The organism is Idiomarina sp. OXR-189, from assembly GCF_034373425.1.
GTDB lineage: Bacteria > Pseudomonadota > Gammaproteobacteria > Enterobacterales > Alteromonadaceae > Idiomarina > Idiomarina zobellii.
Genome location: NZ_CP139706.1, coordinates 2,351,620 through 2,374,587, shown reverse-complemented (window position 1 = coordinate 2,374,587; position 22,968 = coordinate 2,351,620). Strand labels below are relative to the sequence as shown.

The window sequence follows — 22,968 nt, the reverse complement described above, 5'->3', positions numbered from 1 at the left end:
ATGTCAAAAGTCATTATTTCTACCGATAACGCACCTGCTGCCATTGGCACTTATTCACAGGCGGTAAAAATTGGAACAACTGTGTACCTATCAGGGCAAATTCCATTGGTACCGGAGACCATGGAGCTGATTAGTGAAGACTTCACTGCACAAGCGGAGCAAGTTTTTAAAAACCTGACCGCTGTCTGCGAAGCTGCCGGTGGCGAACTGCAGGACATGGTTAAGTTGCAAATTTACTTAACCGATTTGGGCGAGTTCGCTATTGTGAATGAAGTGATGGCGAAGTTCTTTAAAGAACCTTACCCAGCCCGTGCGGCCATTGGCGTGAAGCAATTGCCAAAAGGCGCACAGATTGAGATAGACGGCATTTTAGAACTGCCGAGTACTAACTAAGTTAAGGCTTACACTGACTCTGGCGCCGGCTCTCTGTCTTCCAGCGGGCGGCGCCAAATAATAATAGCAATAGCCACTGCCGCCAGAATAAAGCAGTAACCGGTGTGAATACTCACCGACAACGGCGATATCTTGAAGCTTGCCCCCATTAATAAAGCTTGCGCTCCGTAGGGCAAGGCACCTTGCACAACACAAGCAAAAATATCCAGTAGGCTGGCGCTTTGACGTGGCGCTAAATTACCAATTTTTGCCAGCCGCTTACTGACTTCACCTGCCAAAAGAATGCTGACCGTATTGTTGGCAACACATAGGTTAGTTAATGCTGTCAGGCCAGCGATGCCGATGGCTGACGCACGTTGTTTGTGCTTGCTAACTTTATTCGCAGCAGCTTCAACAAATTGAGCTAGGAACGCCAAACCACCCTGCTGGCGAATAAGCGCGGACAACCCACCAATAAGCAATGACAGTAAGAAAATTTCCTGCATGCTTTCAAAGCCTTTATAAATGTCCTGACTAAAGGCAACCCATTCGTAGTCCACTGTGAACATACCAAAAGCTGCCGCCAGGACAATTCCAAGCCCGAGTACTGCAAAAACGTTCAACCCCATAACCGCCAGTACGATGATCGCGAAGTAAGGCAGTGAGAGCCAGAGGTTGGCATCGGGAATTTTCAGAGGCGCTTCGCTGGTATCGTAAGTTACTAACCACAAAATAGTAATGATAGCTGCTGGTATTGCAATTTTTAGGTTCGCACGGAACTTGTCACGCATCGTACAGCCTTGCGTGCGTGTTGCGGCAATGGTGGTGTCCGAGATAATTGACAGGTTGTCACCAAACATCGCGCCACTGACTAATACACCCGCGAGCAGCGGTAAACTGATGTCGGTGGCCTCACCAATACCTAATACCACTGGAGCTAAGGCAGCTAGGGTTCCCATTGACGTCCCCATTGCTGTTGAAATAACCCCGGCAATAATAAACAGCCCGGGTAGGAGAAACGCCGCCGGAATAATGCTGAGCCCGAGTGCCACCATTGCATCCACGCCTCCGGTCGCTTCTGCAACCGTACTAAACGCGCCCGCAAGAAGGTAAATAACACACATGGTAATGATGTTATTGTCACCAACACCGGCAACGAAGGTGTTAATTCTCTCTTCAAAGGCCTGCTTACTCAGTAGTATGCCCAGCACAATAGCGGGCAAAATGGCGACCGGACTCGGTAGCTGATAAAAGGCGTACTCGACCCCTTCGTTTTGGAAGTACAGGCCGGTGCCTAAAAATAGCACGAGGAATAACGCCAAAGGCAGGAGTGCTTTTGCGCTTGCCGGCTGCGGCGACGAATCTGTCATAAACTACCCTTTTATTTTTATTTGGACGTCCAGAAGCTTATCCGTCCACTGGTTTTTGTGCAACACTTTTTCTGCAACACGAAAGTACTGCATTGATTGTGACCACAGTGGTATATTTTTGCAAAAGGAGGCGTTTATGGATCAGTTTTTTGGCCGGGCGTATGTGTTTATTCCCTGCTATTTGGACGGTAAAGAGCTAAAAGGCAGTGAAACTGAACAAGGTTCTTATGTCAGTGAAATCGCCGACAGGTTTTCAGAGGAAATTTCTAATCGTAGCTGGAACCAATTTGAGCGTGGGGCGCTAGGCCGCTTTTCATTTAATTTTCATGGTGAAAGTGAAAAAGATACCAACTGCGAACAGCTACCGGGCGATGTGTATTTCACGCTTAACCAACGCACTCAGCTATGTATTTTGACCATTGTGTTTGGTGTTACTGGTGAACCAATTACTCAGCTACTCGACAGAGTGTCGCGTGAAGGTATTGAAATAACCGACGGCGACGAGCGTAATGCTAACTTTTATGCGTATTTAAAGAAAAAGCATGGCTTGCAGGTATCCGGCAAGGCGCGAGTTTGTCTTAGTACTGGCCGAAAACTGCCAGAAACCTTAAAGCCGTCGATATTTGCTAACGAAATGTATGAGTCTGACGTAATGGAGTCGGCGGGGTTGCTACCAACCTTTGGTAATGGCGGTTGGCAGGACAATATAGCGGTTTACAACAGCAGTGAAATTTACGCCAGTAAGACAACGGTATTGCGATACGATGACAACCTGGACAAGGATGATCCTGAGCTGTCTGGTACTTCCGTAAAGGCTATTCGGCGCGACTTAATGCTAACCTTTATTATTGAGCTGCTCATGTTCAGAGAGGCGTCTATAAAGCGTGCGAACTTGCGGGTGACTCATTCAATTCAAACCGATGAAAAACTGGAGCTGGACGACATTAATGACTTAATGGGCGACTTTAAGTCAGCGATTTTGTTTTGGGATTTGGATATATTTTTATACCCCTCAGCGCAGCAGCTAGCCGACCGTTTATTTGAGAAGTTTGATATTGATCGCTCGTTGGAAACTTACCGAAAAAACCAAAACTTTCTTGAGCAGCGGGTTAATTTATCGAATGCTGCGCAAGCAGAAAAAGAAACCCGAACCATTAATTACATTGCTATCATTGTCTTCTTTTTCGAGGTGGTACCACTATTGTTCGTACTCGCCCAATCGTTTATTCAGAAGCAACCGCTCGATATGTCAGTGATATACTCGGGCATTGCAGCTATCAGTGTCAGTTTTGTTCTATTCGTTATTATTGTCGGCATTGTCAGAATGCGCCGATTAACTAAAAAAGCGGTACGAAGTTAATGCACGAAAAACAATTAAGCCCCAGGTTTTTGACCTATGCAGAATTACAGGAATTGGGCTACACCGTTGATGACATTGTTGAAAAAACAGTGGCGTTATCGGCCGATGATATTTCTGGCTATGACTCGCAAGATAACGAGAGCCAGTATTGGCTAGAACATCGACGTAACAATATGTCGCTGTTTGTGTGCGCTATGCAAGATGACGCTATGCTAGGGCATTTCTCGGCCATGCGCGTAAAAACAGATGAAGCAATGGCGTTTCTAGAAGGAAAGTGTGCAGAAACCGAGTTTACCGTCGTTTCAGAGCAGGGCGCCAAAACAACGCCACATTATGTTTATATCAGTGCGGTTGTGGTAAAAAAATCCTTGCGAAACAGTACGGTTGCGCTGAAACTGATACGACAAGGCTATCGTCTTCTGAATCAGTATTTAAAAGACACTCAGCAGGCTGAAGGGATCTTTGCGGAAGCCTACTCGGAGGAAGGCCGAAGGCTTTGCGAGCTGTTTGGTATGAACAATATATCGGCTAACTTTTATCGTAAGGACATTTAATGTTCAGTAAAAAGCTCGACCCGGAGCTAGAGTCCCAACTGCTATCGTTATCGGTACTGGCATCGCTACTGTTTACTGTTTCGGGCATTGTGGTTGGGCTGTTAACCGGCTCTTCCGTCGTGCTTTTTGACGGTCTCTATTCAGGTATTAGCCTATTACTGTCCTATTTGTCGCTCATTGCTGCTAAAAATGTCAATGCCGACGACAGCGTGTCTTTTCCTTACGGTAAAAGCGCCATTGAACCATTCTTAGTTGGTGTTAAGTACCTCACCTTAATTGTCTTGTGTGTTTATTCAGCCTTTGCCGCCGCCTTTGATATTGCTGCTGGCGGCAGTGACGTAAATATCGACGTTGCCTTGATATACTCGCTCATATCCTCTGTCGTTTGCGCGGGCGTCTATGTCTACTTCAAAAAAGCGTCGGCCAATTTGGAGTCAGACTTAGTGCGCTCCGAATCTTACGAATGGTTTCTCGATACCATTTTGTCGACGGGCATATTTATCGGCTTCGTTGGTGCGCTAGTACTCATGCGTGCGTCGATGGAAGAGTGGGTGCCATATATTGACCCGACGCTCGTATTGGTGGCCTCTCTGGCGTTCATTGCAACCCCCTTAAAAGGGTTAATTCAAAGTGCTAAGGAACTCATTGGTTTTCAACCGAAAGGGAAGTTAGTTAAGCAGTTAAACCGTATTGTGGAAGAGGTCGAGAGAGAAAATAACTTCGACTCGAGTGTGGTTCGCATTCAAAAAGTAGGCCGCACTGTATTTTTGGAAATTGACTTTATTGTTAGGCACGACGACTTCTCTGTCACGGTGTTACGACAGGATGCCATTCGCGAAAAAATACACAGTCAAATTATAAAGCTAGGGTATCGCTGGTGGTTGACGGTCGCCTTTACTAAAGACGAGAAATGGGTCGCTTAACTGATTGCTAGACGACACCACTGGCTGGCATCGATATACAATTGCCCGACGTTGGTGCCGTTCATTTTTTGTTTTAACGGGTGCTTTTCCAGTTTGTCCCATTTACCGCGTTCATAAAGCTCGGTCATTTCCAGTAAGAAGCCCCAGGCACCTTCACGTTTTATCAAAGCCCTTTCAATGTCTTTTGATACGGGGAGCTGCTTTAAAATGTCTTCCATAGACACTCCCAAAATTACATCTAACAGGGAAAGCATGCCTGTTAGAAATGCGGCAGAGTGATATTTTTCGCTGAGAATCTCTGCGCTAATAAGCTCCATAAATCGGGCCCGGGTTATCGACTTAATGGTGAGCTCTTCGGGTTCACCCGCGGCGACGTTGGCCAGTACAACTAAGGTAATAAAGCGTTTTATTTCGTTGGTTCCAAGGTAAGCCAGCGCATGCTGAATGGTTTCAATTTTCTTGCGGCCGCCGTGCAACGCACTGTTGACCAGTTTTAGCAGGCTGTAGGTGAGCGACAAGTCCTGCTCGATAATTTTTCGTAACGCTTTTAAATCAATCTCTTCTTTATGAGTCTCTTTTAACAGCGTTAGCATACTCAGTCGATTCGGTGACAGAGATTTTCGTTGAAGCACTTGAGGCTGTTCAAAAAAGAAGCCTTGAAAGTAATCAAAACCTAACTCCAGGCACTGCTCAAATTCTTCTCGCGTTTCGACGCGCTCAGCGAGTAAAGGAACACCTTGTTCTTTGAAATACTTAATTTTTTCACCCAGAGCTAGTCCCTGTTCCTGAATATCAATTTTGACCATATTGATCATGGGAATGACGGGTTCCCACTGGTTATCGAAGTCGTGGTCATCGAGTGCAATTCGGTAACCTTTGTCTTTGGCGGAGCTGCAGGCTTTCAACAAAGGCTCGTCGACACCGACAGTTTCAAGCAGCTCCACCCAAACCGTTCGGGCGTTTAAAAATGACGGGAAGTCATTCAGCAAGGTTTGCGCATGAAAATTAATAAATGCCTGCTTACCCATACACAATGTTTGAATGTCGCCCAGCAAATGTTGCTCGAGTAATAATTTTGATGTGGCTTCGTTAGGGTCAATATTCGGAAAGCTGTTCGCCTCGCTGTCGCGAAACAATAACTCATACCCGTAAACCTTTTGGTCTCGCGTTAAAATAGGCTGTCTGGCAATGTACGAATAAGACATTTATTGTCCTGATTGTGGGCTGTTGTTTTCGGTTAGGACTGATTCATCGACTCAGGTATACTGCTAATAATTAGTTCTTTTTTCGAAAAAATGCAATGAGTCCTGAACGCTATTTAAGAATTAACCAAATGCTCGATAAACGCCAGCCTGACTTAACGGTCATTATGGAGAACGTTCATAAGAACCATAATTTGTCGGCGGTAGTACGCTCTGCCGATGCGGTCGGTGTGCATGAAATACATGCTGTATGGCTGACTAAAAAGGCGCGATTGTCAGGTGGCACAGCGCTTGGCAGTCAGAACTGGGTGAAAATTCATAATCATAAGTCGATGGATGATGCTATTAGCACAGTCCGCGAGCAGGGTATGCAAGTTGTGGTTACGCATTTATCAGAGCACTCGGTTGACTTCAGGGACATTGATTACACCAAGCCGACAGCTATTTTGCTGGGGCAGGAGAAGTACGGCGTGACTGAGCAGGCGTTGGCGCAAGCTGACCATCATGTGATGATACCCATGGTCGGTATGGTGCAGTCGCTGAATGTGTCAGTAGCGGGTGCGGTGATGTTTTATGAAGCACAACGCCAGCGTGAACTAGCCGGTATGTATCAGTCGCCTCAAATTAGTGCTCAAGAGCGTCACCGGGTGCTTTTTGAAGGCGGGCACCCTATTTATGCGAAGGCGTGTAAGCGCAAAGGTATTGACTACCCCGAACTTGACGATGGTGGGCAAATTATTGCGAACGACAGTTGGTGGCAAGCTATGCGGGAAAAACGGTAAGGGGGCATTGTGCCGGAAAACGGGCTGCACCGAATTCCATTAACGGTGCTAAAAGGCGTTGGAGACAAAGTAGCGGTTAAGCTGAAAAAACTCGGGCTTGAGTCTGTCAGTGACGCTTTATTGCACCTGCCGCTTCGTTACGAAGATCGCACCCGCATTGAATCAGTCGCTCAATTGCGGCAGGGGCTGTCGACGAATGTGCTGGTCACTGTAAGGCATGCCGATATTAAATATGGTCGCCGCCGTATGTTGATATGCCAGGCGTCTGATGACACCGGCAGTATTACGTTGCGGTTCTTTCAATTCAGTGCCGCTCAGTTAAAGCAATTTGCAGCCGGCACAAAAATTCTGGCATTTGGTGAAGTGCGCCGGGGCATGACCGGCTGGGAAATGATTCACCCGGAATACAGGGTGATGCGGGTGGGCGAGGCTATGCCCACCGAAGATACGCTGACACCGGTATACCCCATGACTGAGGGGGTCACTCAAGGACTGCTAAGAAAGGTCATCGAACAAGCACTTAGTTACTTAACACCGGGCGCCTTACCCGAACTACTTCCCAATACGTTACAACCGCATCATTTGTCCTTGGAGCAAGCGATTTTAACGCTCCACAAGCCCGCGACAGATGTGTCTCTGCAAGCGCTTGAACAAGGTGAACACCCTGCTCAGCAGCGTCTGGCGATGGAAGAGCTTATTGCTCATCAGTTAAGTATGCTGCAACTGCGCCACTCGAAACAGCAGCAAGCCGGATTTAAAGTCACCGGAACCGGGCGTTTAACTCAGCCCTTTTTAAGCCAGCTTCCGTTTTCTCCGACTAATGCACAGCAGCGTGTCGTGGGTGAAATTACTGGTGATATGGCACAGGGAGCCCCCATGATGCGGCTTGTGCAAGGCGATGTCGGCTCAGGTAAAACACTGGTTGCGGCGCTGAGCGCATTAGCCGCTATTGAAGCCGGCTACCAAGTGGCGTTGATGGCACCGACGGAGCTGCTTTCAGAGCAGCATGCGATTACGTTCGAGCAGTGGTTAAGCCCGCTGGGTGTCAATGTTGCATGGTTAAGTGGTAAGTCGAAAGGTAAACGCCGCAACGAGCTACTTGAGCAATTAAAAGTCGGCAATATTCACTTGTTGGTGGGCACGCATGCGCTGTTCCAAAACGACGTGGAATATAAAAACCTGGCGTTGGTGATTATTGACGAGCAGCATCGTTTTGGGGTGCATCAACGGTTACAATTACGGGAGAAAGGCGTGCAAGCGGGTGTGCATCCGCATCAATTAATTATGACGGCAACGCCAATACCAAGAACCCTGGCCATGACAGCCTATGCCGATTTGGCCACGTCCATCATTGACGAACTGCCGCCGGGGCGAACCCCAGTAACAACCGTGGCGGTGCCAGACACGCGCCGGCAGGACGTTGTTGAGCGAGTGCGAGACGTGTGTCAGAGCGAAGGTCGGCAGGCGTATTGGGTGTGTACACTCATTGAAGAATCAGACGTGCTGGAGTGTCAGGCAGCGGAAGACACCGCCAACGAGCTTCAGGAGCAACTGCCGGGGTTAAATATCGGATTAGTGCATGGTCGCCTCAAGCATGAACAAAAAGAGCAAGTCATGCAGGCGTTTAAAGCAGGCGACGTTGATCTTTTGGTGGCGACAACGGTTATTGAAGTGGGTGTTGATGTGCCAAACGCCTCGCTTATGATCATTGAAAACCCGGAGCGTCTGGGGTTGGCGCAATTGCACCAATTGCGTGGGCGAGTTGGGCGAGGGTCGGTTGCCAGTCACTGTGTGTTGCTTTATCACAGTCCGTTGTCGCAAACGGCTCAGCAAAGGCTTGGTGTTTTGCGTGAAAGTAACGACGGCTTTGTGATTGCCCAGCGCGATTTAGAAATTCGTGGGCCGGGTGAGCTGCTCGGTCACCGGCAAACCGGTTTGGCAGCCTTAAAAGTGGCGGATTTAGAACGTGACGAACCGCTTATTCCGGAAGCCCAGCGTATTGCAGAAACTTTATTAAGAGAGTACCCGCAAAGCGCACAGGCACTTATTGAACGATGGTTACCAAGGCGTGATCACTATGCTCAAGTGTGAACATCAAGTACACTACAGGAAATTGAGTTCGGGACAGTTTGAATGAACGATAGAAAAGACGATTCGATAGATTTTGGCTACCAAAAAGTGGCCAGAAGTGAAAAGAAAAACCTGGTCGCAAACGTGTTTCAGTCGGTTGCGGCTAAATACGATGTCATGAACGATTTAATGTCGTTTGGCATTCATCGGTTATGGAAACGCTACACGATAGATTGCAGTGGTGTTCGTAAAGGCATGAAAGTACTCGATATTGCGGGTGGTACGGGCGACTTAACTGCGCAATTTTCACGTCGGGTCGGCCCGGAAGGCGAAGTGGTTTTAGCCGATATTAACGATGCTATGCTAAAAGTCGGCCGCGACAAGCTGCGCGACCGCGGTGTTGTTGGTAATGTGCGCTATGTGCAGGCTGACGCTGAAGAACTACCGTTTGACGACAATTCTTTTGACATTATTACTATTGCCTTTGGTCTGCGTAATGTGACTGATAAAGACAAAGCGCTGCGCTCGATGCTGCGTGTATTAAAGCCTGGCGGACGATTGTTAATTCTTGAATTTTCGAAACCCGTATCTGCAACCTTAAACCAGGCGTATGACTTTTATTCGTTTAATATATTGCCCAAAATGGGGCAAGTCGTTGCTAATGACGCCGATAGCTATCAGTACCTGGCCGAATCGATTCGTATGCACCCCGATCAGGAAACATTGAAGTCAATGATGGAAACCGCCGGTTACGAAAAAGTCGACTATCAAAATATGACAGGCGGCGTTGTCGCTCTGCATAGAGGATATAAGTTCTAATGACGTTATTGCCGCTATTGCCAACGGTTCTGTTTGAGAAGTTAGCAAACTCACTGCTAAAGAAAGACGCACAAAGCCCTGAAAGGTTGCGTCGCTTGGCGGGCAAGCGTATTCGTCTGAAACTCAAAGAATTGCCTTTTACGACCACTGTCAGTGTTGATGACGCAGGCATTTACATTAGCACAGCCGATTCCGATGACGTGGACTGCTGTATTAGCACTGAGCTTGGCGTTTTGCCGGAACTGCAGGATACCGCCAATTTAACGCGTTTGATTAAGGCTGATCAGCTCGATATTGATGGCGATCCTATGTTGGCACAACAACTGGTGGGCTTGTTTAAGTCGCTGGATGTTGACTGGGAAGGCGAGTTGGCAAATACTCTGGGGGATGCTCCAGCGCATTGGTTAATGACTCTGTGGGGCAAAAGCCGAAGCCACGTCGAAAAGCGACTGGAAGAAAGTAAGCGTTGGTTTAAAGGCATTGTCACGGACGAGAAACAATTGCTTCCGACACGCGAAGAATTTAATGAATTCAAAGACAATATGCAGCAGTTGCGTGCAAAAGTAGAGCGCCTGCAAAGGCAGTTCGGGGAAAGGAAGAGCTAATGCGGACTCGGCGTTTTTACAAAATCACCAAAACCTTACTGACTTACGGGCTGGATGATTTAATTCCGGCTCGTTGGTTGCCCTGGACGATACGCCTGGGTCGTCATGCGCTATTTTGGATGCCCAATAAGCACAAAGACAAGCCGGCTGGCGTTCGCTTAAGGTTGGCGTTGGAGCAGCTGGGGCCTGTTTGGGTTAAATTTGGTCAAATGCTCTCGACACGCCGAGACTTACTGCCGCCGGATATTGCTATTGAGCTGGCGCGCCTGCAGGACAAGGTACCGCCATTCGACGGCGAAGCCGCACAGAAAATTATAGAGAAGTCATTAAACATTAATAGCATTGATGACTGTTTTATCGACTTTGATACGACGCCATTGGCTTCAGCGTCTATTGCGCAAGTTCATACTGCGAAGCTGCAACAAGCCGACGAGGTTGTTGATGTCGTCATTAAAGTTATTAGGCCAGACATTCGAGAAACCATTAATGCCGATCTTGAGCTGATGGAAACACTGGCTTCTGTGGCGGCGAAACACCTGCCCGACGGGCGTCGTCTAAAGCCCAAAGAAGTGGTTAAAGAATACCGTAAGACATTGCTGGACGAGCTGGACCTATTGCGTGAAGCCGGCAATGCGATTCAGCTTAAGCGCAATTTTGAAAACTCTGACATGCTATATATCCCGGTAGTTTACAGTGACTACAGCCGCCATAACGTGATGGTGATGGAGCGTATTGACGGCATACCGGTGAGCGATGTTGATACTTTGCGAGCCCGTGGTGTCGATATGAAAAAGCTGGCCGAGCGCGGTGTTGAAGTGTTCTTCACACAAGTGTTCCGCGACAGCTTCTTTCACGCCGACATGCATCCGGGCAATATCTTTGTGGCCAAAGACGATCCGCTGCACCCACGCTATATTGGCATCGATTTCGGTATTGTTGGCACGTTGAATCGGGACGACAAGCGCTATTTGGCTGAAAACTTTTTGGCCTTTTTTAACCGCGACTATCGCAAGGTTGCCGAGCTGCATGTTGACTCCGGCTGGGTACCCCGCCACACCAATATCGAAGAGTTCGAATCGGCTATTCGCACGGTTTGTGAACCTATCTTTGAAAAGCCATTGGCGGAAATTTCATTCGGGCATGTGCTTATTAATTTATTTAATACCGCCCGCCGGTTTGAAATGGAAGTGCAGCCGCAGTTAGTGCTGTTGCAAAAGACGTTGCTTTACATTGAAGGCCTGGGGCGTCAGCTTTATCCTGAACTCGACTTGTGGAAAACAGCGAAGCCGTTTCTTGAGCGCTGGATGAATGAGCAACTCGGCTGGCGTGCGGTGGTGCGTTCGGTAAAAGAAAATGCGCCTTACTGGGCGGAGAAAATGCCAGAAATACCGAACATGATTTACGACAGCCTGCGCCAGTATCAAACGCAACCTAAGCAGAATGACCGTCGGTGGGAAGCGCAGCTCCGCGCGCAACGACAGGCCTCAACGTCAACCTTCTGGACCTTGTTAAGTGCCAGCGGACTCATTTGTACCACGCTATTATGGACCGACTCAGAATTGTCGGCGCCAACCATCGGCTCTGGTATAATTACGGTATTGTTAGCTGTTATAGCCTGGCGAAGCCGGCCGAAAGCATCGAACGGCGAATTTAACTAAAAACGATTATAGGAAAGCACATGGGTATATCACCTTGGCAGTTACTGATTCTGCTCGTTATTGTTGTTTTATTGTTTGGCACCAAGCGCTTGCGCAATATGGGCTCAGACTTGGGTAATGCCGTAAAAGGCTTCAAAAAGTCAATGAACGACGAAGCTGATGACAAGGACAGCAAAGATAAGAAAAAAGAGTCGCTGCAGGACAAAGAGCAACATGACGACTCGGACACATCCGGAAAGTCGTAAATGTTCGATATTGGCTTTTGGGAGTTATTGCTGATAGCAATTGTCGGGCTGCTGGTGCTAGGTCCCGAGCGGCTTCCCTCTGCCATTCGTGGTTTCCAGCGTATGCTCAGTGGCGTGCGCCAATACACGCAAAAAGTCCAAAGTGAACTTGACCACGAGCTTCGTATTAAAGAGTTGCATGAGCACTTAAAGCAGGCCGAAAGTCAGGATCTCGAAAACCTTAGCCCCGAGTTGCAACGCTCGCTCGTTGAGCTGAGAAATGCCGCCGCCGACGTTCAGCGTCCCTATTCTAAAAAATCGGACGACTCTAATTCATCGAACACGTCAGATAAAAGCAAGGATACTGAATGAGTGACTCACCGTTACTGAATCACTTGCTGGAATTGCGCAACCGGCTGTTGCGGTCGGTGTTAGCTGTACTGGTTGTCTTTGCGGCACTGGCGTATTTTGCGAACGACCTTTATAACTTGTTGGCTCAGCCGTTGTTAGTGGCGCTGCCCAGCGACTCGCAAATGATAGCAACTGACGTTGCAGCGCCGTTTTTCACGCCTTTTAAGCTTACCTTTGTTGTCGCACTGGCACTCGCCATTCCCTATTTACTTTGGCAGCTCTGGGCGTTTATTGCGCCGGGGCTTTATCGCAAAGAAAAACGTTTAGTAGTGCCGCTACTTATTAGCAGCACTTTGTTATTTTACGCTGGTGTAGCCTTTGCGTATTTTGTTGTTTTACCCATTGCTATGGCGTTCTTTACCGGTGCGGCTCCCGAAGGCGTTACGGTTGCAACGGATATAAGCCGTTATCTCGATTTTGTGTTGGCCATATTTATGGCTTTTGGCATTGCTTTTGAAACACCTGTCGCCATTATGTTGTTGATATGGAGTGGTGTCAGTACTCGCGAATCTTTGGCGCGCAAACGGCCTTACATTATTGTCGGGGCGTTTACTGTCGGCATGTTGTTAACGCCTCCGGACGTTATTTCGCAAACTTTACTGGCTATTCCCATGTGGCTGCTGTTTGAGCTGGGTTTGCAAATAAGTCGCTGGTACACACCCGCAAAGTCGAATGACAAAGAACAGGCTGATGAGGCTTAACGATGTGGTTTGATGCTGGAGTGAATTTAACCAACAAACGGTTATTGAAGGCGTTGCCTGAAGTGATGGAGGCTGCGGAAAAAGCCGGTGTGACTAGGCAATTGATTATAGCGACCTCGCTCGAAGAAACGCGAGAAGCGATAAAACTTTGTGAGCAATACCCACAACAGTTAGTGATGACTGCTGGCATTCACCCCCATGACGCCGGGGAAGCACCCGAGAATTTCGCTGATGAGTTGAGAGCACTTGCTGAGCACAAAGCTGTTGTTGCCATTGGTGAGTGTGGGCTCGACTTTAACCGAAATTATTCGCCTAAAGATATTCAGGAAGAAGTGTTCGTCGCGCAAATAAAGTTAGCGAATGAGCTTAACTTACCGTTGTACCTCCACGAGCGTGACGCCATTGATAAACAAATTGAATTGTTGAACCGCTACTGCGATGATGAGACAACTTGTTTAACGCATTGTTTTACAGGTGGTCCTGCCGAGTTAGAGCGGTATATGGCAAGAGGCCATTGGTTTGGTGTAACAGGCTGGGTTTGCGATGAACGTCGTAACAGCGAGTTAATGGCTGCTTTACCGAGCATGCCGCTCGACAGGTTAGTGCTGGAAACAGATGCGCCATTTTTGCTGCCCAGAGGTATTAAGCCTCGTCCGAAAATGAATGAGCCGAAGTATGTACCGGTTATTGGTGCAGCGGTAGCCGAAGCATTGGGAATGTCCGCAGAAGCTCTGGCGAGCCAAACAACGAATAACGCCGAGCGGTTATTTAACTTAGGGTAACGTGCATTGCGCTTAACACGACGACTGACAAAACACTTTTTGCTGATGATGCTGTTAGCCATCGGTATGGCTGTCGCGTTTTCGTCGCATGCCCAATTGCTGACCAAAGCAGAGACATCTTTAGATATCGAGTACACAAACAGTGAGCAAAAGCTGTCATTGGACGAGGTTAAGCTGCTCGACGGCGACCTCTGGTCAGAATTAAAAACAGATAGAGCTTCTTTTGGTTATACCACTGATGAATACTGGTTCCGGTTTCAGTTAAAAGACTCAAATATTGATCGAGTGCTGCACATTGCTTACCCGCTGCTCGATGAGCTAAATATTTATATACAAACCGACGCAGGTATAAAAACTTACAAGCTCGGCGATACTAAGCCGTTTCATGAACGCCCAATTCCCACGTCTGAATTTGCTGTTCCCCTTCCCAAAGGAACCAGCGGCACTGTGTATCTGAGTGCGTCGAGCCAAAGCTCAATGCGCTTGCCAATAGCTGTGCGATCCAACATTGGCTTCTTTGAAACTCAAATGAATCGGCGTATTGCCGAGGGTATCTACTTTGGCGTTCTGCTGTGTATGGCGGTTTTTAACCTGTTCGGGTTTGTCGCGTCGCGTGAACCGGAGTTTGGTCTGTACTCGTTATATACCGTGTTTTTCGCCGGTATGATGCTATCTCTCGAGGGGCTGGGCTTTCATTATCTCTGGCCGGAGTCTATTTACCTCCAGGATAAGGGCATACCCATATTCGGTAGCCTGACATTTTTAACCGCCGCCTTATTTGCGTATCAGTTATTAGAGTTGAAGCGATACCGAAATACACTGGGACGTGGGTTGATGGTTATGGCATTTTTGTCCGCCGCCAGTTTAGTGGTGGGGATATTTGCCAGTTACCGTATTAGTATTCATGTACTGCTGATATTAGCGGCTCCGGGCTGCTTTTTCTTGCTGTTAGTGGGCGCTTACTTATGGCGTAAAGGTTTTCTTTATGCGCGCATATTCACATTGGCCTGGTGCAGTCTATTGCTATCGGTTGTCGCTAACTCGCTCGGTTATTTAGGCGTTATCGACAGTATGTTCATTCAGCGCCATGCCATCATGCTTGGCTCGGGTATTGAGATTTTACTTCTGTCCTGGGTACTGGCAGTGCGCTATAACGAACAGCGCAAGGAGCGCCTGGCGGCACAGCAAAAATACAACCAAGAGCTTGAAGAAAACGTTGAAGAACGTACCTTTGAGCTACAAATTGCGTTGCGTGAGTTGCAGGACGTCAATAGTGAGCTTGAACAGAAAAACATGGAAGACCCGCTCACGGGTCTTTATAACCGTCGCTACTTCCAGCAACACTTAGAACGGGAGCTACGCCGTACAATGCGCAGAGAGCTTCCGCTGGCATTGCTGATGATAGATGTTGATCACTTTAAACCCATTAACGATACCCATGGGCACTTGGTTGGCGATCAGGTTTTAAAACAGTTAGCGGGCTTGATGAATCAGCACGCTAAGCGAGCCGCTGATGTCGTTTGTCGATATGGTGGCGAAGAGTTTGCTATTATTCTGCCGGAAACAGACCTTGATGATGCGCGGATCTTTGCTGAGCAACTGCTAAGTATGGTTAGGGAGCAGCGCTTTGAAACTGATGTCGGAGAACAGCGTATCACCATCAGTGCCGGTGTTATTTCAACTAGCAATCGTATTTTTGATAACGTGGATGAGCTTTTCAAAGCCGCAGATGAGGCCTTGTATACCGCTAAGAATCAAGGTCGTGATCAGGTGGCTGAGTAGTAAAGCAGGAGTAAGCAATGACTAATGAAGGGGTATTCCCAAAACGCCGTTTAAGACGTTTAAGACGTTCAGATTTCAGCCGCAGACTGGTTGCGGAAAACCAGCTGTCTGTGAACGATTTAATTTACCCTGTGTTTGTGTTGGAAGGGCAGAATGAACGCGAAACGGTTGATTCTATGCCCGGCGTTGAGCGTCTGAGTATCGACTTACTTGTCGCTGAATGTCAGCGCTTGGTCGAGCTTGGTATTCCAATGGTAGCGCTATTTCCGGTAACCCCGGCTTCGGCAAAGTCCGAGATGGCAGAAGCGGCCTATGATGATAATGGTTTGGCGCAGCGGGCGGTGAAAGCAATAAAAGCAGAGTGCCCTGAGCTGGGTGTGATGACTGACGTCGCTCTGGATCCGTTCACGACTCATGGACAGGACGGCATTATTGACGACAGCGGTTACGTCCAAAACGACATTACTACTGAAGTCCTGGTTAAACAGGCGCTCTCTCATGCTAAGGCCGGTGCTGACGTTGTAGCGCCGTCAGACATGATGGACGGGCGTATTGGTGCTATCCGTGATGCAATGGAAGCTGAAGGTTTCCATAATACTCAGATAATGGCGTACTCTGCTAAATACGCCAGTGCATTTTACGGACCTTTCAGAGACGCAGTTGGCTCTGCGGGTAATTTGAAGGGCGGCGATAAAAAGACCTACCAAATGGATCCGGCAAATTCCGATGAAGCGCTGCATGAAATTGCGTTGGATATTCAGGAAGGGGCTGACATGGTGATGGTGAAGCCGGGAATGCCCTACTTAGATATCGTGCGTCGGGTAAAAGACGAGTTCGGCGTGCCGACCTTTGCGTATCAAGTGAGCGGTGAATATGCCATGTTACAGGCTGCCATCGCTAACGGTTGGCTGGGCGACGATGTTATTGAAGAGAGTTTATTGGCATTTAAGCGTGCGGGTGCTAATGGCATTTTGACGTACTTTGCTAAATCCATTGCTGAAAAGTGGGCGAAGTCTGAATAATCGTTACGCCGTTACTTCATTGGCAAGCTGTGCGAGTAACCCCTCGCGCAGTGCGCCATAAGTCACCTCAAACTCTTCTATATTAAGTGCTTCAGTAATGCCCGCAAGAATGGCTAAGCCACCGGCAAGCACCGCTTTTCTGTCCTCTCTTAAGCCAGGAAAATCGAGTGCCTCCACGGCTCCTTTTTCGGCGCAGCGTTTCATCAATTCGGTCAGCCACTCACGCGTTAATTGTGTTTGACCTTCGGCGTGGGCTATTTCACTGACGGCTCTGAAGGTACCGGATGCACCCAGTACGCGCTTCCAGCTGTGCTGATGGTAGTCGTTGAGAAAAGGCTCAATGAGGGAGGCTGCATCACTTTTTGCTTGTTCAAAAGAGCTGTCATTGAGTATGCCACCGCTAAAATAGCGATTCTGAAAAACCACACAGCCCATATCCAGGCTTTGCAAGTATTTCGGGCTTAAACCGTGCCCTGCAATGACTTCGGTACTGGCACCTCCGATATCGATGACCAGCACATCGTCGGTGCACTGAGACACACTACACACACCTGAATAAATTAATTCAGCTTCCTGCTCGCCGGTAATGACCTGAATAGGATGTCCTAAAGCGTTTTCAAATTGCTCTAGCAGCTGGGCCTGATTACTGGCTTTACGCAGTGCGGCGGTGGCGACAACAGTCACTGCATCAGGCTGAAATTGTTCGAGCTCTGCGGCAAAACCTAACAGGCATTGGCATGCCCGTTTTGCTGCGTCGTCATCAATGGTATTTGCTGCGTTAAGCCCGTCGGCCAGCCTGACTTTCTGTTTGTGGCGTGTAAGCACTCGGGGCTTTGGGAAAAAACCGGTCATTGAAACTTCTGCCATCAACAAATGAAAGCTGTTTGAGCCCATGTCGATGGCAGCCAGTTTTTTCTTTTTCAGCGCCATTGGCGTTTATGACCTTGGAGGACCAGAGCGTCGACCACGTGGTTTGCCTTTATTGCCACCAGAGTTATGGCGGCGGCGTCGTTGTGGTGGGCGAGGACGTCTTAAGTCACTTAGCATAGCATCTGCATCGTATTTGGTGACCGGAATGCTGTGACCAATATATTCCTCAATAGCCGGAAGGTTATAAACATACTCTTCACAGGCCAGGCTGATTGCAGCACCACTGGCGCCTGCGCGGCCAGTACGACCAATACGATGTACGTAGTCTTCGCAGTCGTCCGGCAAATCGAAGTTGTAGACGTGAGTCACTTCCGGAATATGCAGTCCACGTGCAGCGACATCGGTCGCGACCAGAAAGTCGATACGGCCTTCGGCAAAGTCATCAAGAATTTTCAGCCGCTTTTTCTGCGGTACGTCGCCGGTTAAAAGTCCGGCTCTGTGATCATTTGCGACCAACCAGCCGTGAACTTTTTCACAACCGTGCTTGGTATTAGCGAACACAATGGCTTTTTCCGGCCAGTCTTCTTCAATAAGGGTTAGCAATAGCGGGAATTTGTCCGGCTTAGACGGATAAAATAATTCTTCGGTGACACGTACTGCGGTTTTCTGTGCCGGTTCGACTTCCAGCTTAGTTGGCGCGTTCATGTGCTCGTATGCCAACTCTTGAACTCGATAAGACAGGGTTGCCGAGAACAATAGATTAAGACGCTTCGCAGGCTCTGGCATTTTGCGCAGCAAATAGCGAATATCGTCAATGAAGCCTAAGTCAAACATACGGTCGGCTTCGTCCAGTACCACTACCTCAATGTCGTTCAATGAGAACAAGCCTTGCTTGTAAAAGTCGATAAGGCGACCTGTGGTGCCGACCAGAATGTCCGGACTATTACTTAACTGCTCTTTTTGAGAGTCGTAACCTTCGCCACCGTATATGACACCCATCTTCAAGCCGCAGCTTTCCAGCAAAGGCTCTGCGTCATGGGCAATCTGAATGGCAAGCTCACGGGTTGGGGCCATAATAAGGGCACGAGGGCCTGAATCGGTTTTTTCGGACGACGCGTTCTGCATTAAGCGGTTGAAAGTCGCCAGAAGAAATGACAAGGTTTTCCCTGTTCCGGTTTGAGCCTGACCAGCAACGTCGCGCTCAGATAACGCAACAGGCAGACTTAAGGCCTGGATTGGAGTACAATATTCGAATCCGGCATTGGATAGCGCTTGCTGTAATTTGGGATGAAGCGCCAAATCAGCGAAACGAGTTTCTGAAAGATGTGTTTTATTCATAAGTTATAAGCATATCAGTTTGCGCTTGTATTCAAAAACAGAAATAATACTATTCTATATTTCCACGCGAAAGAATTTAGCGGAGAGTACCATGAGTGACGCAATTGTTCAGCTAAGCGATGACAGTTTTGACGAAGATGTCATCAAATCCGATAAACCTGTACTGGTCGACTTTTGGGCCGAGTGGTGTGGGCCTTGTAAAATGGTCGCGCCAATTCTGGACGACATTGCCGAAGAGTACGCCGGTAAGTTGGTTATTGGTAAGCTGAATGTGGACCATAACGAACAAACCCCGCCGAAATTTAATATCCGCGGTATTCCTACGCTGCTGTTATTCAAAGACGGCGATGTGGTGGCAACCAAAGTTGGCGCGCTATCTCGAGCGCAACTGGTTGAATTTCTTGACCAACACATTTAATCGGTATCAAAAAGCGGCGCATTATGCGCCGTTTTTGTTAGCAAAACTGGACGAACTCTAATTTTGGTGATACCTTTCTGTTTATTAACTATTCAAGCAGGCTTGCCAACTCCACCGGCGCGCCTTGTTAAGTAAGAGAAACTTCTGTTTCTGACTTCGCAACTCGCGAAATCCGAACGTTCCAATTGTTTTAATATTCTAGAGTCAATAAAAAGGCTTTGTGTTCAATCGATAACTCGAAAACCCTCCTATGAATCTAACTGAACTTAAAGATAAACCCGTAAACGAGCTTGTTGAGCTCGCGGACTCAATGGGCCTTGAGAATATGGCCCGTCTGCGCAAGCAGGACATCATTTTTGCTATTTTAAAGGCGCACGCAAAAAGCGGTGAAGACATATACGGCGGCGGTGTGTTGGAAATTTTGCAGGACGGCTTCGGCTTCTTGCGATCAGCCGACTCGTCATATTTGGCCGGTCCCGATGACATTTATGTATCGCCTAGCCAAATTCGTCGCTTTAACTTACGCACTGGCGACACTATTGGCGGCAAAATTCGACCGCCGAAAGACAGCGAACGTTATTTTGCTCTTCTGAAAATTCGCGAAGTTAACTTCGACAAGCCTGAAAACTCTCGTAATAAAATTCTTTTTGAAAACCTGACACCACTGCATGCAGACGAACGTTTTCGTTTAGAGCGCGGCAATGGCAGTACTGAAGATATTACGGCGCGTGTTCTCGACTTGTCGGCACCTATTGGTAAAGGCCAGCGTGGTCTTATCGTTGCACCGCCGAAAGCGGGTAAGACGCTATTACTGCAGAACGTTGCGACGTCTATTGCGGCGAATCATCCTGAAGCAGAGCTTATTGTACTGCTTATCGATGAGCGTCCGGAAGAAGTAACGGAAATGCACCGTTTGGTGCAGGGTGAAGTGGTTGCTTCAACCTTCGATGAGCCTGCCAGCCGCCACGTACAGGTTGCTGAAATGGTTATCGAAAAAGCGAAGCGTTTGGTTGAGCACAAAAAAGATGTCGTCATCTTATTAGACTCGATTACTCGTTTGGCGCGCGCTTATAACACCGTTATTCCAAGCTCAGGTAAAGTCCTGACCGGTGGTGTAGACGCTAACGCGCTACACAAGCCAAAACGTTTCTTTGGTGCAGCACGTAACGTCGAAGAAGGCGGCAGCTTAACCATTATTGCAACGGCGCTTATCGATACCGGCTCGAAGATGGACGAAGTTATCTACGAAGAGTTTAAAGGTACCGGTAACATGGAACTGCATTTGAACCGTAAGTTGGCAGAGAAACGTGTTTTCCCTGCAATCGACTTTAACCGTTCAGGTACACGTCGTGAAGAATTGCTGACGTCGCAGGACGAGCTGCAGAAAATGTGGATCCTGCGGAAGATTATGAACCCAATGGGCGAAGTTGAAGCCATGGAGTTCCTGATTGACCGTTTGCAGATGACTAAGACCAACGACGAATTCTTCGAATCGATGAAGCGTCAACGCAACAGCTAAGCGGCGTATGAAATATCAAGATCTGCGAGACTTCATCGCGCTCCTCGAAGAGCGCGGTGAACTTAAACGCATCCAGCAAGAAATAGACCCCTACCTTGAAATTACCGAAATATCTGACCGTACACTGAAAGCAGAGGGCCCGGCTTTATTGTTTGAGAACGTGAAAGGCCATGATATGCCGGTATTAGCGAACCTCTTTGGTACGCCAGAGCGTGTGGCTTTAGGTATGGGGCAAGAGTCAGTGACAGCTTTGCGTGATGTCGGCAAATTACTGGCGTTTTTAAAAGAGCCAGAACCGCCGAAAGGCTTCCGAGATGCTTTGAATTTGCTGCCAACGTACAAAAAAGTGCTTAGTATGTCGCCGAAAAAGCTTAAAAAGGCGCCATGTCAGCAGGTAGTAATGAGTGGCGATGAAGTTGACTTGACCAAACTGCCAATTCAGCATTGTTGGCCGGGCGATGTAGCACCGCTAGTCACCTGGGGGCTTACAGTGACCCGGGGGCCACATAAAGAGCGCCAGAACTTAGGTATTTATCGCCAGCAACTTTTGGGGCCGAATAAGCTCATTATGCGTTGGTTGTCGCATCGTGGCGGCGCGCTGGACTTTCAGGAGTGGTGTCAGCAACATCCGGGTGAAAAATTCCCTGTCTCGGTAGCCTTAGGTGCTGATCCTGCGACCATTTTAGGTGCAGTAACACCGGTGCCGGATAGTCTCTCTGAATACGCCTTTGCTGGTTTGCTGCGCGACAGTAAAACCGAAGTAACACAGTGCCTAAGCAATGACTTACAAGTCCCGGCACATGCAGAAATTATTCTGGAAGGTTACATTGAGCCGGGTGAAACAGCGCCCGAAGGGCCGTATGGCGACCACACTGGCTATTACAATGAAGTGGATGAGTTTCCGGTGTTTACCGTGACTCATGTTACCCATCGTAAAGACCCGATTTACCACAGCACTTATACCGGTCGGCCACCAGATGAGCCCGCAGTATTGGGTGTGGCTTTGAACGAAGTTTTCATTCCGTTATTGCAAAAGCAGTTTCCGGAAATTGTCGATTTTTATCTGCCACCGGAAGGCTGTTCGTACCGTTTAGCCGTAGTCACTATGAAGAAGCAGTACTCTGGCCATGCCAAGCGCGTGATGATGGGGGTCTGGTCTTTCTTACGTCAGTTTATGTACACCAAGTTTGTGATTGTGTGTGACGACGATGTGAATGCACGCGACTGGAAAGACGTGATTTGGGCTATGACAACCCGAATGGATCCGGCTCGTGACACCACCCTGGTTGAGAACACACCAATTGACTACTTAGATTTTGCGTCACCAGTCTCTGGTCTTGGTTCGAAAATGGGCATGGACGCAACCAACAAATGGCCCGGTGAAACTGACCGTGAATGGGGCGAGCCTATTGTCATGAGTGAAGAGGTTAAGCAGCGTGTCGACCAGCTGTGGGACGAACTGAACATTATGGAGTCGTGAATGAGTCAACAAATGACCTGTAAAGTCGAGATTTCGCGTCAGTTAGCGGACGCTGTTTGGGAAGTGCGTTTGCAATTGCCGCAGCCAGTCGCGTTTAAAGCAGGCCAGTATTTAATGGTTGTCATGGGCGAAAGAGATAAGCGACCTTTTAGCATCGCGTCGTGCCCGTCAAGTGATAGTGAGTGGTTACTTCATGTAGGGGCTACGCCTGACAATAGCTACGCTATGGAGGTGTTGGATAAGATCCGCGCTGAGAGCGAGTTAACGATCGAGGCGCCTGATGGCATCGCGTTCTACCGCCAGGACAGTGATAAGCCGGCCGTTTTAATAGCAGGCGGCACTGGCTTCTCATATGCTTACTCTATTTTACAGCAACATTTACGAGCAACGCCGGAGCGCCCTTTAACCTTATATTGGGGCGCAAAGACTCAGGCCGATTTGTATCTGCACGATGAACTTGAGCGTTTAGCCAGTGAACATGAGCATTTTGACTATCACCCAGTGCTTGAAGGTGCTGCCGGAGACTGGCCGTATTCCATAGGGCTGGTTCATCAGGCGGTAATGACGCGCCAACAGAATTTGAAAGACTGCGAAGTTTACATGGCCGGTCGCTTCGAAATGGTGCGTGTTATTAGAGACGATTTTGTCGCCCAAGGTGTGCCGTTAGAAAACCTTTACGGTGACGCATTGTCGTTCATTTAAAGAG

At 48.3% G+C, this 22,968-nt stretch carries 23 protein-coding genes; 19 read left to right on the top strand and 4 right to left on the bottom strand.

The genetic code is table 11. The features are described from left to right. Positions 1-393 carry a RidA family protein gene (locus UM402_RS11650; protein WP_058578472.1) on the top strand — a complete coding sequence of 131 codons (393 nt, stop codon included), beginning with the start codon at positions 1-3 and terminating at the stop codon, positions 391-393. Positions 394-401: 8 nt separating this feature from the next. On the opposite strand, the gene UM402_RS11645 is transcribed toward UM402_RS11650, so the two are convergent. Then, the gene (locus tag UM402_RS11645) at positions 402-1,742 is read right to left on the bottom strand and encodes a Na+/H+ antiporter NhaC family protein (RefSeq protein WP_058578471.1); all 1,341 of its coding nucleotides are present in this window, start codon (positions 1,740-1,742) and stop codon (positions 402-404) included. Positions 1,743-1,878: 136 nt separating this feature from the next. On the opposite strand from UM402_RS11645, the gene UM402_RS11640 reads away from it, so the two are divergent. Genes UM402_RS11640 through UM402_RS11630 form a run of 3 tightly spaced genes read left to right on the top strand, consistent with a single transcriptional unit; the run spans position 1,879 to position 4,579 of the window. Further along, entirely contained in the window at positions 1,879-3,102 is a 1,224-nt protein-coding gene (locus UM402_RS11640) for a hypothetical protein (protein ID WP_058578470.1), read from the top strand. After that, on the top strand, positions 3,102-3,656 hold the full coding sequence (locus UM402_RS11635) for a hypothetical protein (RefSeq protein ID WP_058578469.1): 555 nt from the start codon (positions 3,102-3,104) through the stop codon (positions 3,654-3,656). Before UM402_RS11640 ends, UM402_RS11635 begins: the two co-directional genes overlap by 1 nt. Further along, on the top strand, positions 3,656-4,579 hold the full coding sequence (locus tag UM402_RS11630) for a cation diffusion facilitator family transporter (protein WP_058578468.1): 924 nt from the start codon (positions 3,656-3,658) through the stop codon (positions 4,577-4,579). Before UM402_RS11635 ends, UM402_RS11630 begins: the two co-directional genes overlap by 1 nt. Here the strand turns inward: UM402_RS11630 and UM402_RS11625 are convergent. After that, complete coding sequence (locus UM402_RS11625) at positions 4,576-5,784, bottom strand: EAL and HDOD domain-containing protein (protein WP_058578467.1); 1,209 nt, start codon at positions 5,782-5,784, stop codon at positions 4,576-4,578. The two genes, UM402_RS11630 and UM402_RS11625, sit on opposite strands and share 4 nt — an antisense overlap. A gap of 95 nt (positions 5,785-5,879) precedes the next feature. Between UM402_RS11625 and trmH the strand changes: the two genes are divergently transcribed. The 11 genes from trmH to hemB are packed head-to-tail and all read left to right on the top strand — an operon-like array spanning position 5,880 to position 16,637. Continuing rightward, positions 5,880-6,563 carry a tRNA (guanosine(18)-2'-O)-methyltransferase TrmH gene (gene trmH / locus UM402_RS11620; RefSeq protein WP_058578466.1) on the top strand — a complete coding sequence of 228 codons (684 nt, stop codon included), beginning with the start codon at positions 5,880-5,882 and terminating at the stop codon, positions 6,561-6,563. Positions 6,564-6,572: 9 nt separating this feature from the next. Continuing rightward, positions 6,573-8,654, top strand: a complete 2,082-nt coding sequence (gene recG / locus UM402_RS11615) for an ATP-dependent DNA helicase RecG (RefSeq protein ID WP_058578465.1) — start codon at positions 6,573-6,575, stop codon at positions 8,652-8,654. Between the two features lie 42 nt (positions 8,655-8,696). Further along, positions 8,697-9,452: a bifunctional demethylmenaquinone methyltransferase/2-methoxy-6-polyprenyl-1,4-benzoquinol methylase UbiE gene (gene ubiE, locus UM402_RS11610; protein ID WP_058578464.1), complete on the top strand. Its 756-nt coding sequence runs from the start codon at positions 8,697-8,699 to the stop codon at positions 9,450-9,452. After that, on the top strand, positions 9,452-10,057 hold the full coding sequence (locus UM402_RS11605) for a ubiquinone biosynthesis accessory factor UbiJ (protein WP_058578463.1): 606 nt from the start codon (positions 9,452-9,454) through the stop codon (positions 10,055-10,057). Before ubiE ends, UM402_RS11605 begins: the two co-directional genes overlap by 1 nt. Further along, the gene (ubiB, locus tag UM402_RS11600) at positions 10,057-11,715 is read left to right on the top strand and encodes a ubiquinone biosynthesis regulatory protein kinase UbiB (RefSeq protein WP_058578462.1); all 1,659 of its coding nucleotides are present in this window, start codon (positions 10,057-10,059) and stop codon (positions 11,713-11,715) included. The genes UM402_RS11605 and ubiB overlap by 1 nt, the downstream gene beginning before the upstream one ends. 20 nt (positions 11,716-11,735) lie before the next feature. Continuing rightward, entirely contained in the window at positions 11,736-11,960 is a 225-nt protein-coding gene (gene tatA, locus UM402_RS11595) for a Sec-independent protein translocase subunit TatA (RefSeq protein WP_058578461.1), read from the top strand. Further along, the gene (gene tatB / locus UM402_RS11590; RefSeq protein WP_053953292.1) at positions 11,961-12,311 is read left to right on the top strand and encodes a Sec-independent protein translocase protein TatB; all 351 of its coding nucleotides are present in this window, start codon (positions 11,961-11,963) and stop codon (positions 12,309-12,311) included. Then, on the top strand, positions 12,308-13,051 hold the full coding sequence (gene tatC / locus UM402_RS11585) for a twin-arginine translocase subunit TatC (RefSeq protein WP_058578460.1): 744 nt from the start codon (positions 12,308-12,310) through the stop codon (positions 13,049-13,051). The genes tatB and tatC overlap by 4 nt, the downstream gene beginning before the upstream one ends. A gap of 2 nt (positions 13,052-13,053) precedes the next feature. Next, positions 13,054-13,833 carry a TatD family hydrolase gene (locus tag UM402_RS11580; protein ID WP_058578459.1) on the top strand — a complete coding sequence of 260 codons (780 nt, stop codon included), beginning with the start codon at positions 13,054-13,056 and terminating at the stop codon, positions 13,831-13,833. 6 nt (positions 13,834-13,839) lie between these two features. Further along, a complete protein-coding gene (locus tag UM402_RS11575) occupies positions 13,840-15,615 on the top strand; it encodes a diguanylate cyclase (protein ID WP_322295315.1) in 1,776 nt (591 codons plus the stop codon). A gap of 17 nt (positions 15,616-15,632) precedes the next feature. Beyond that, entirely contained in the window at positions 15,633-16,637 is a 1,005-nt protein-coding gene (gene hemB / locus UM402_RS11570; protein ID WP_058578457.1) for a porphobilinogen synthase, read from the top strand. Positions 16,638-16,640: 3 nt separating this feature from the next. Here the strand turns inward: hemB and UM402_RS11565 are convergent, their stop codons facing one another. After that, positions 16,641-17,567 carry a Ppx/GppA family phosphatase gene (locus UM402_RS11565; protein ID WP_058578456.1) on the bottom strand — a complete coding sequence of 309 codons (927 nt, stop codon included), beginning with the start codon at positions 17,565-17,567 and terminating at the stop codon, positions 16,641-16,643. A 6-nt stretch (positions 17,568-17,573) separates the two neighbouring features. Next, on the bottom strand, positions 17,574-18,845 hold the full coding sequence (gene rhlB, locus UM402_RS11560) for an ATP-dependent RNA helicase RhlB (RefSeq protein ID WP_058578455.1): 1,272 nt from the start codon (positions 18,843-18,845) through the stop codon (positions 17,574-17,576). A 91-nt stretch (positions 18,846-18,936) separates the two neighbouring features. On the opposite strand from rhlB, the gene trxA reads away from it, so the two are divergent. The 4 genes from trxA to fre all read left to right on the top strand — a co-directional run bounded on the left by trxA (position 18,937) and on the right by fre (position 22,964). Further along, the gene (trxA, locus tag UM402_RS11555) at positions 18,937-19,263 is read left to right on the top strand and encodes a thioredoxin TrxA (protein ID WP_053953285.1); all 327 of its coding nucleotides are present in this window, start codon (positions 18,937-18,939) and stop codon (positions 19,261-19,263) included. 250 nt (positions 19,264-19,513) lie between these two features. After that, on the top strand, positions 19,514-20,782 hold the full coding sequence (rho, locus tag UM402_RS11550; RefSeq protein WP_053953284.1) for a transcription termination factor Rho: 1,269 nt from the start codon (positions 19,514-19,516) through the stop codon (positions 20,780-20,782). Between the two features lie 7 nt (positions 20,783-20,789). Beyond that, positions 20,790-22,262, top strand: coding sequence for a 4-hydroxy-3-polyprenylbenzoate decarboxylase (ubiD, locus tag UM402_RS11545; protein WP_058578454.1), 1,473 nt, complete (start codon positions 20,790-20,792; stop codon positions 22,260-22,262). Further along, positions 22,263-22,964, top strand: a complete 702-nt coding sequence (gene fre / locus UM402_RS11540) for an NAD(P)H-flavin reductase (RefSeq protein WP_058578453.1) — start codon at positions 22,263-22,265, stop codon at positions 22,962-22,964. It begins immediately after the preceding gene. The last annotated feature ends 4 nt before the right edge of the window (positions 22,965-22,968 follow it).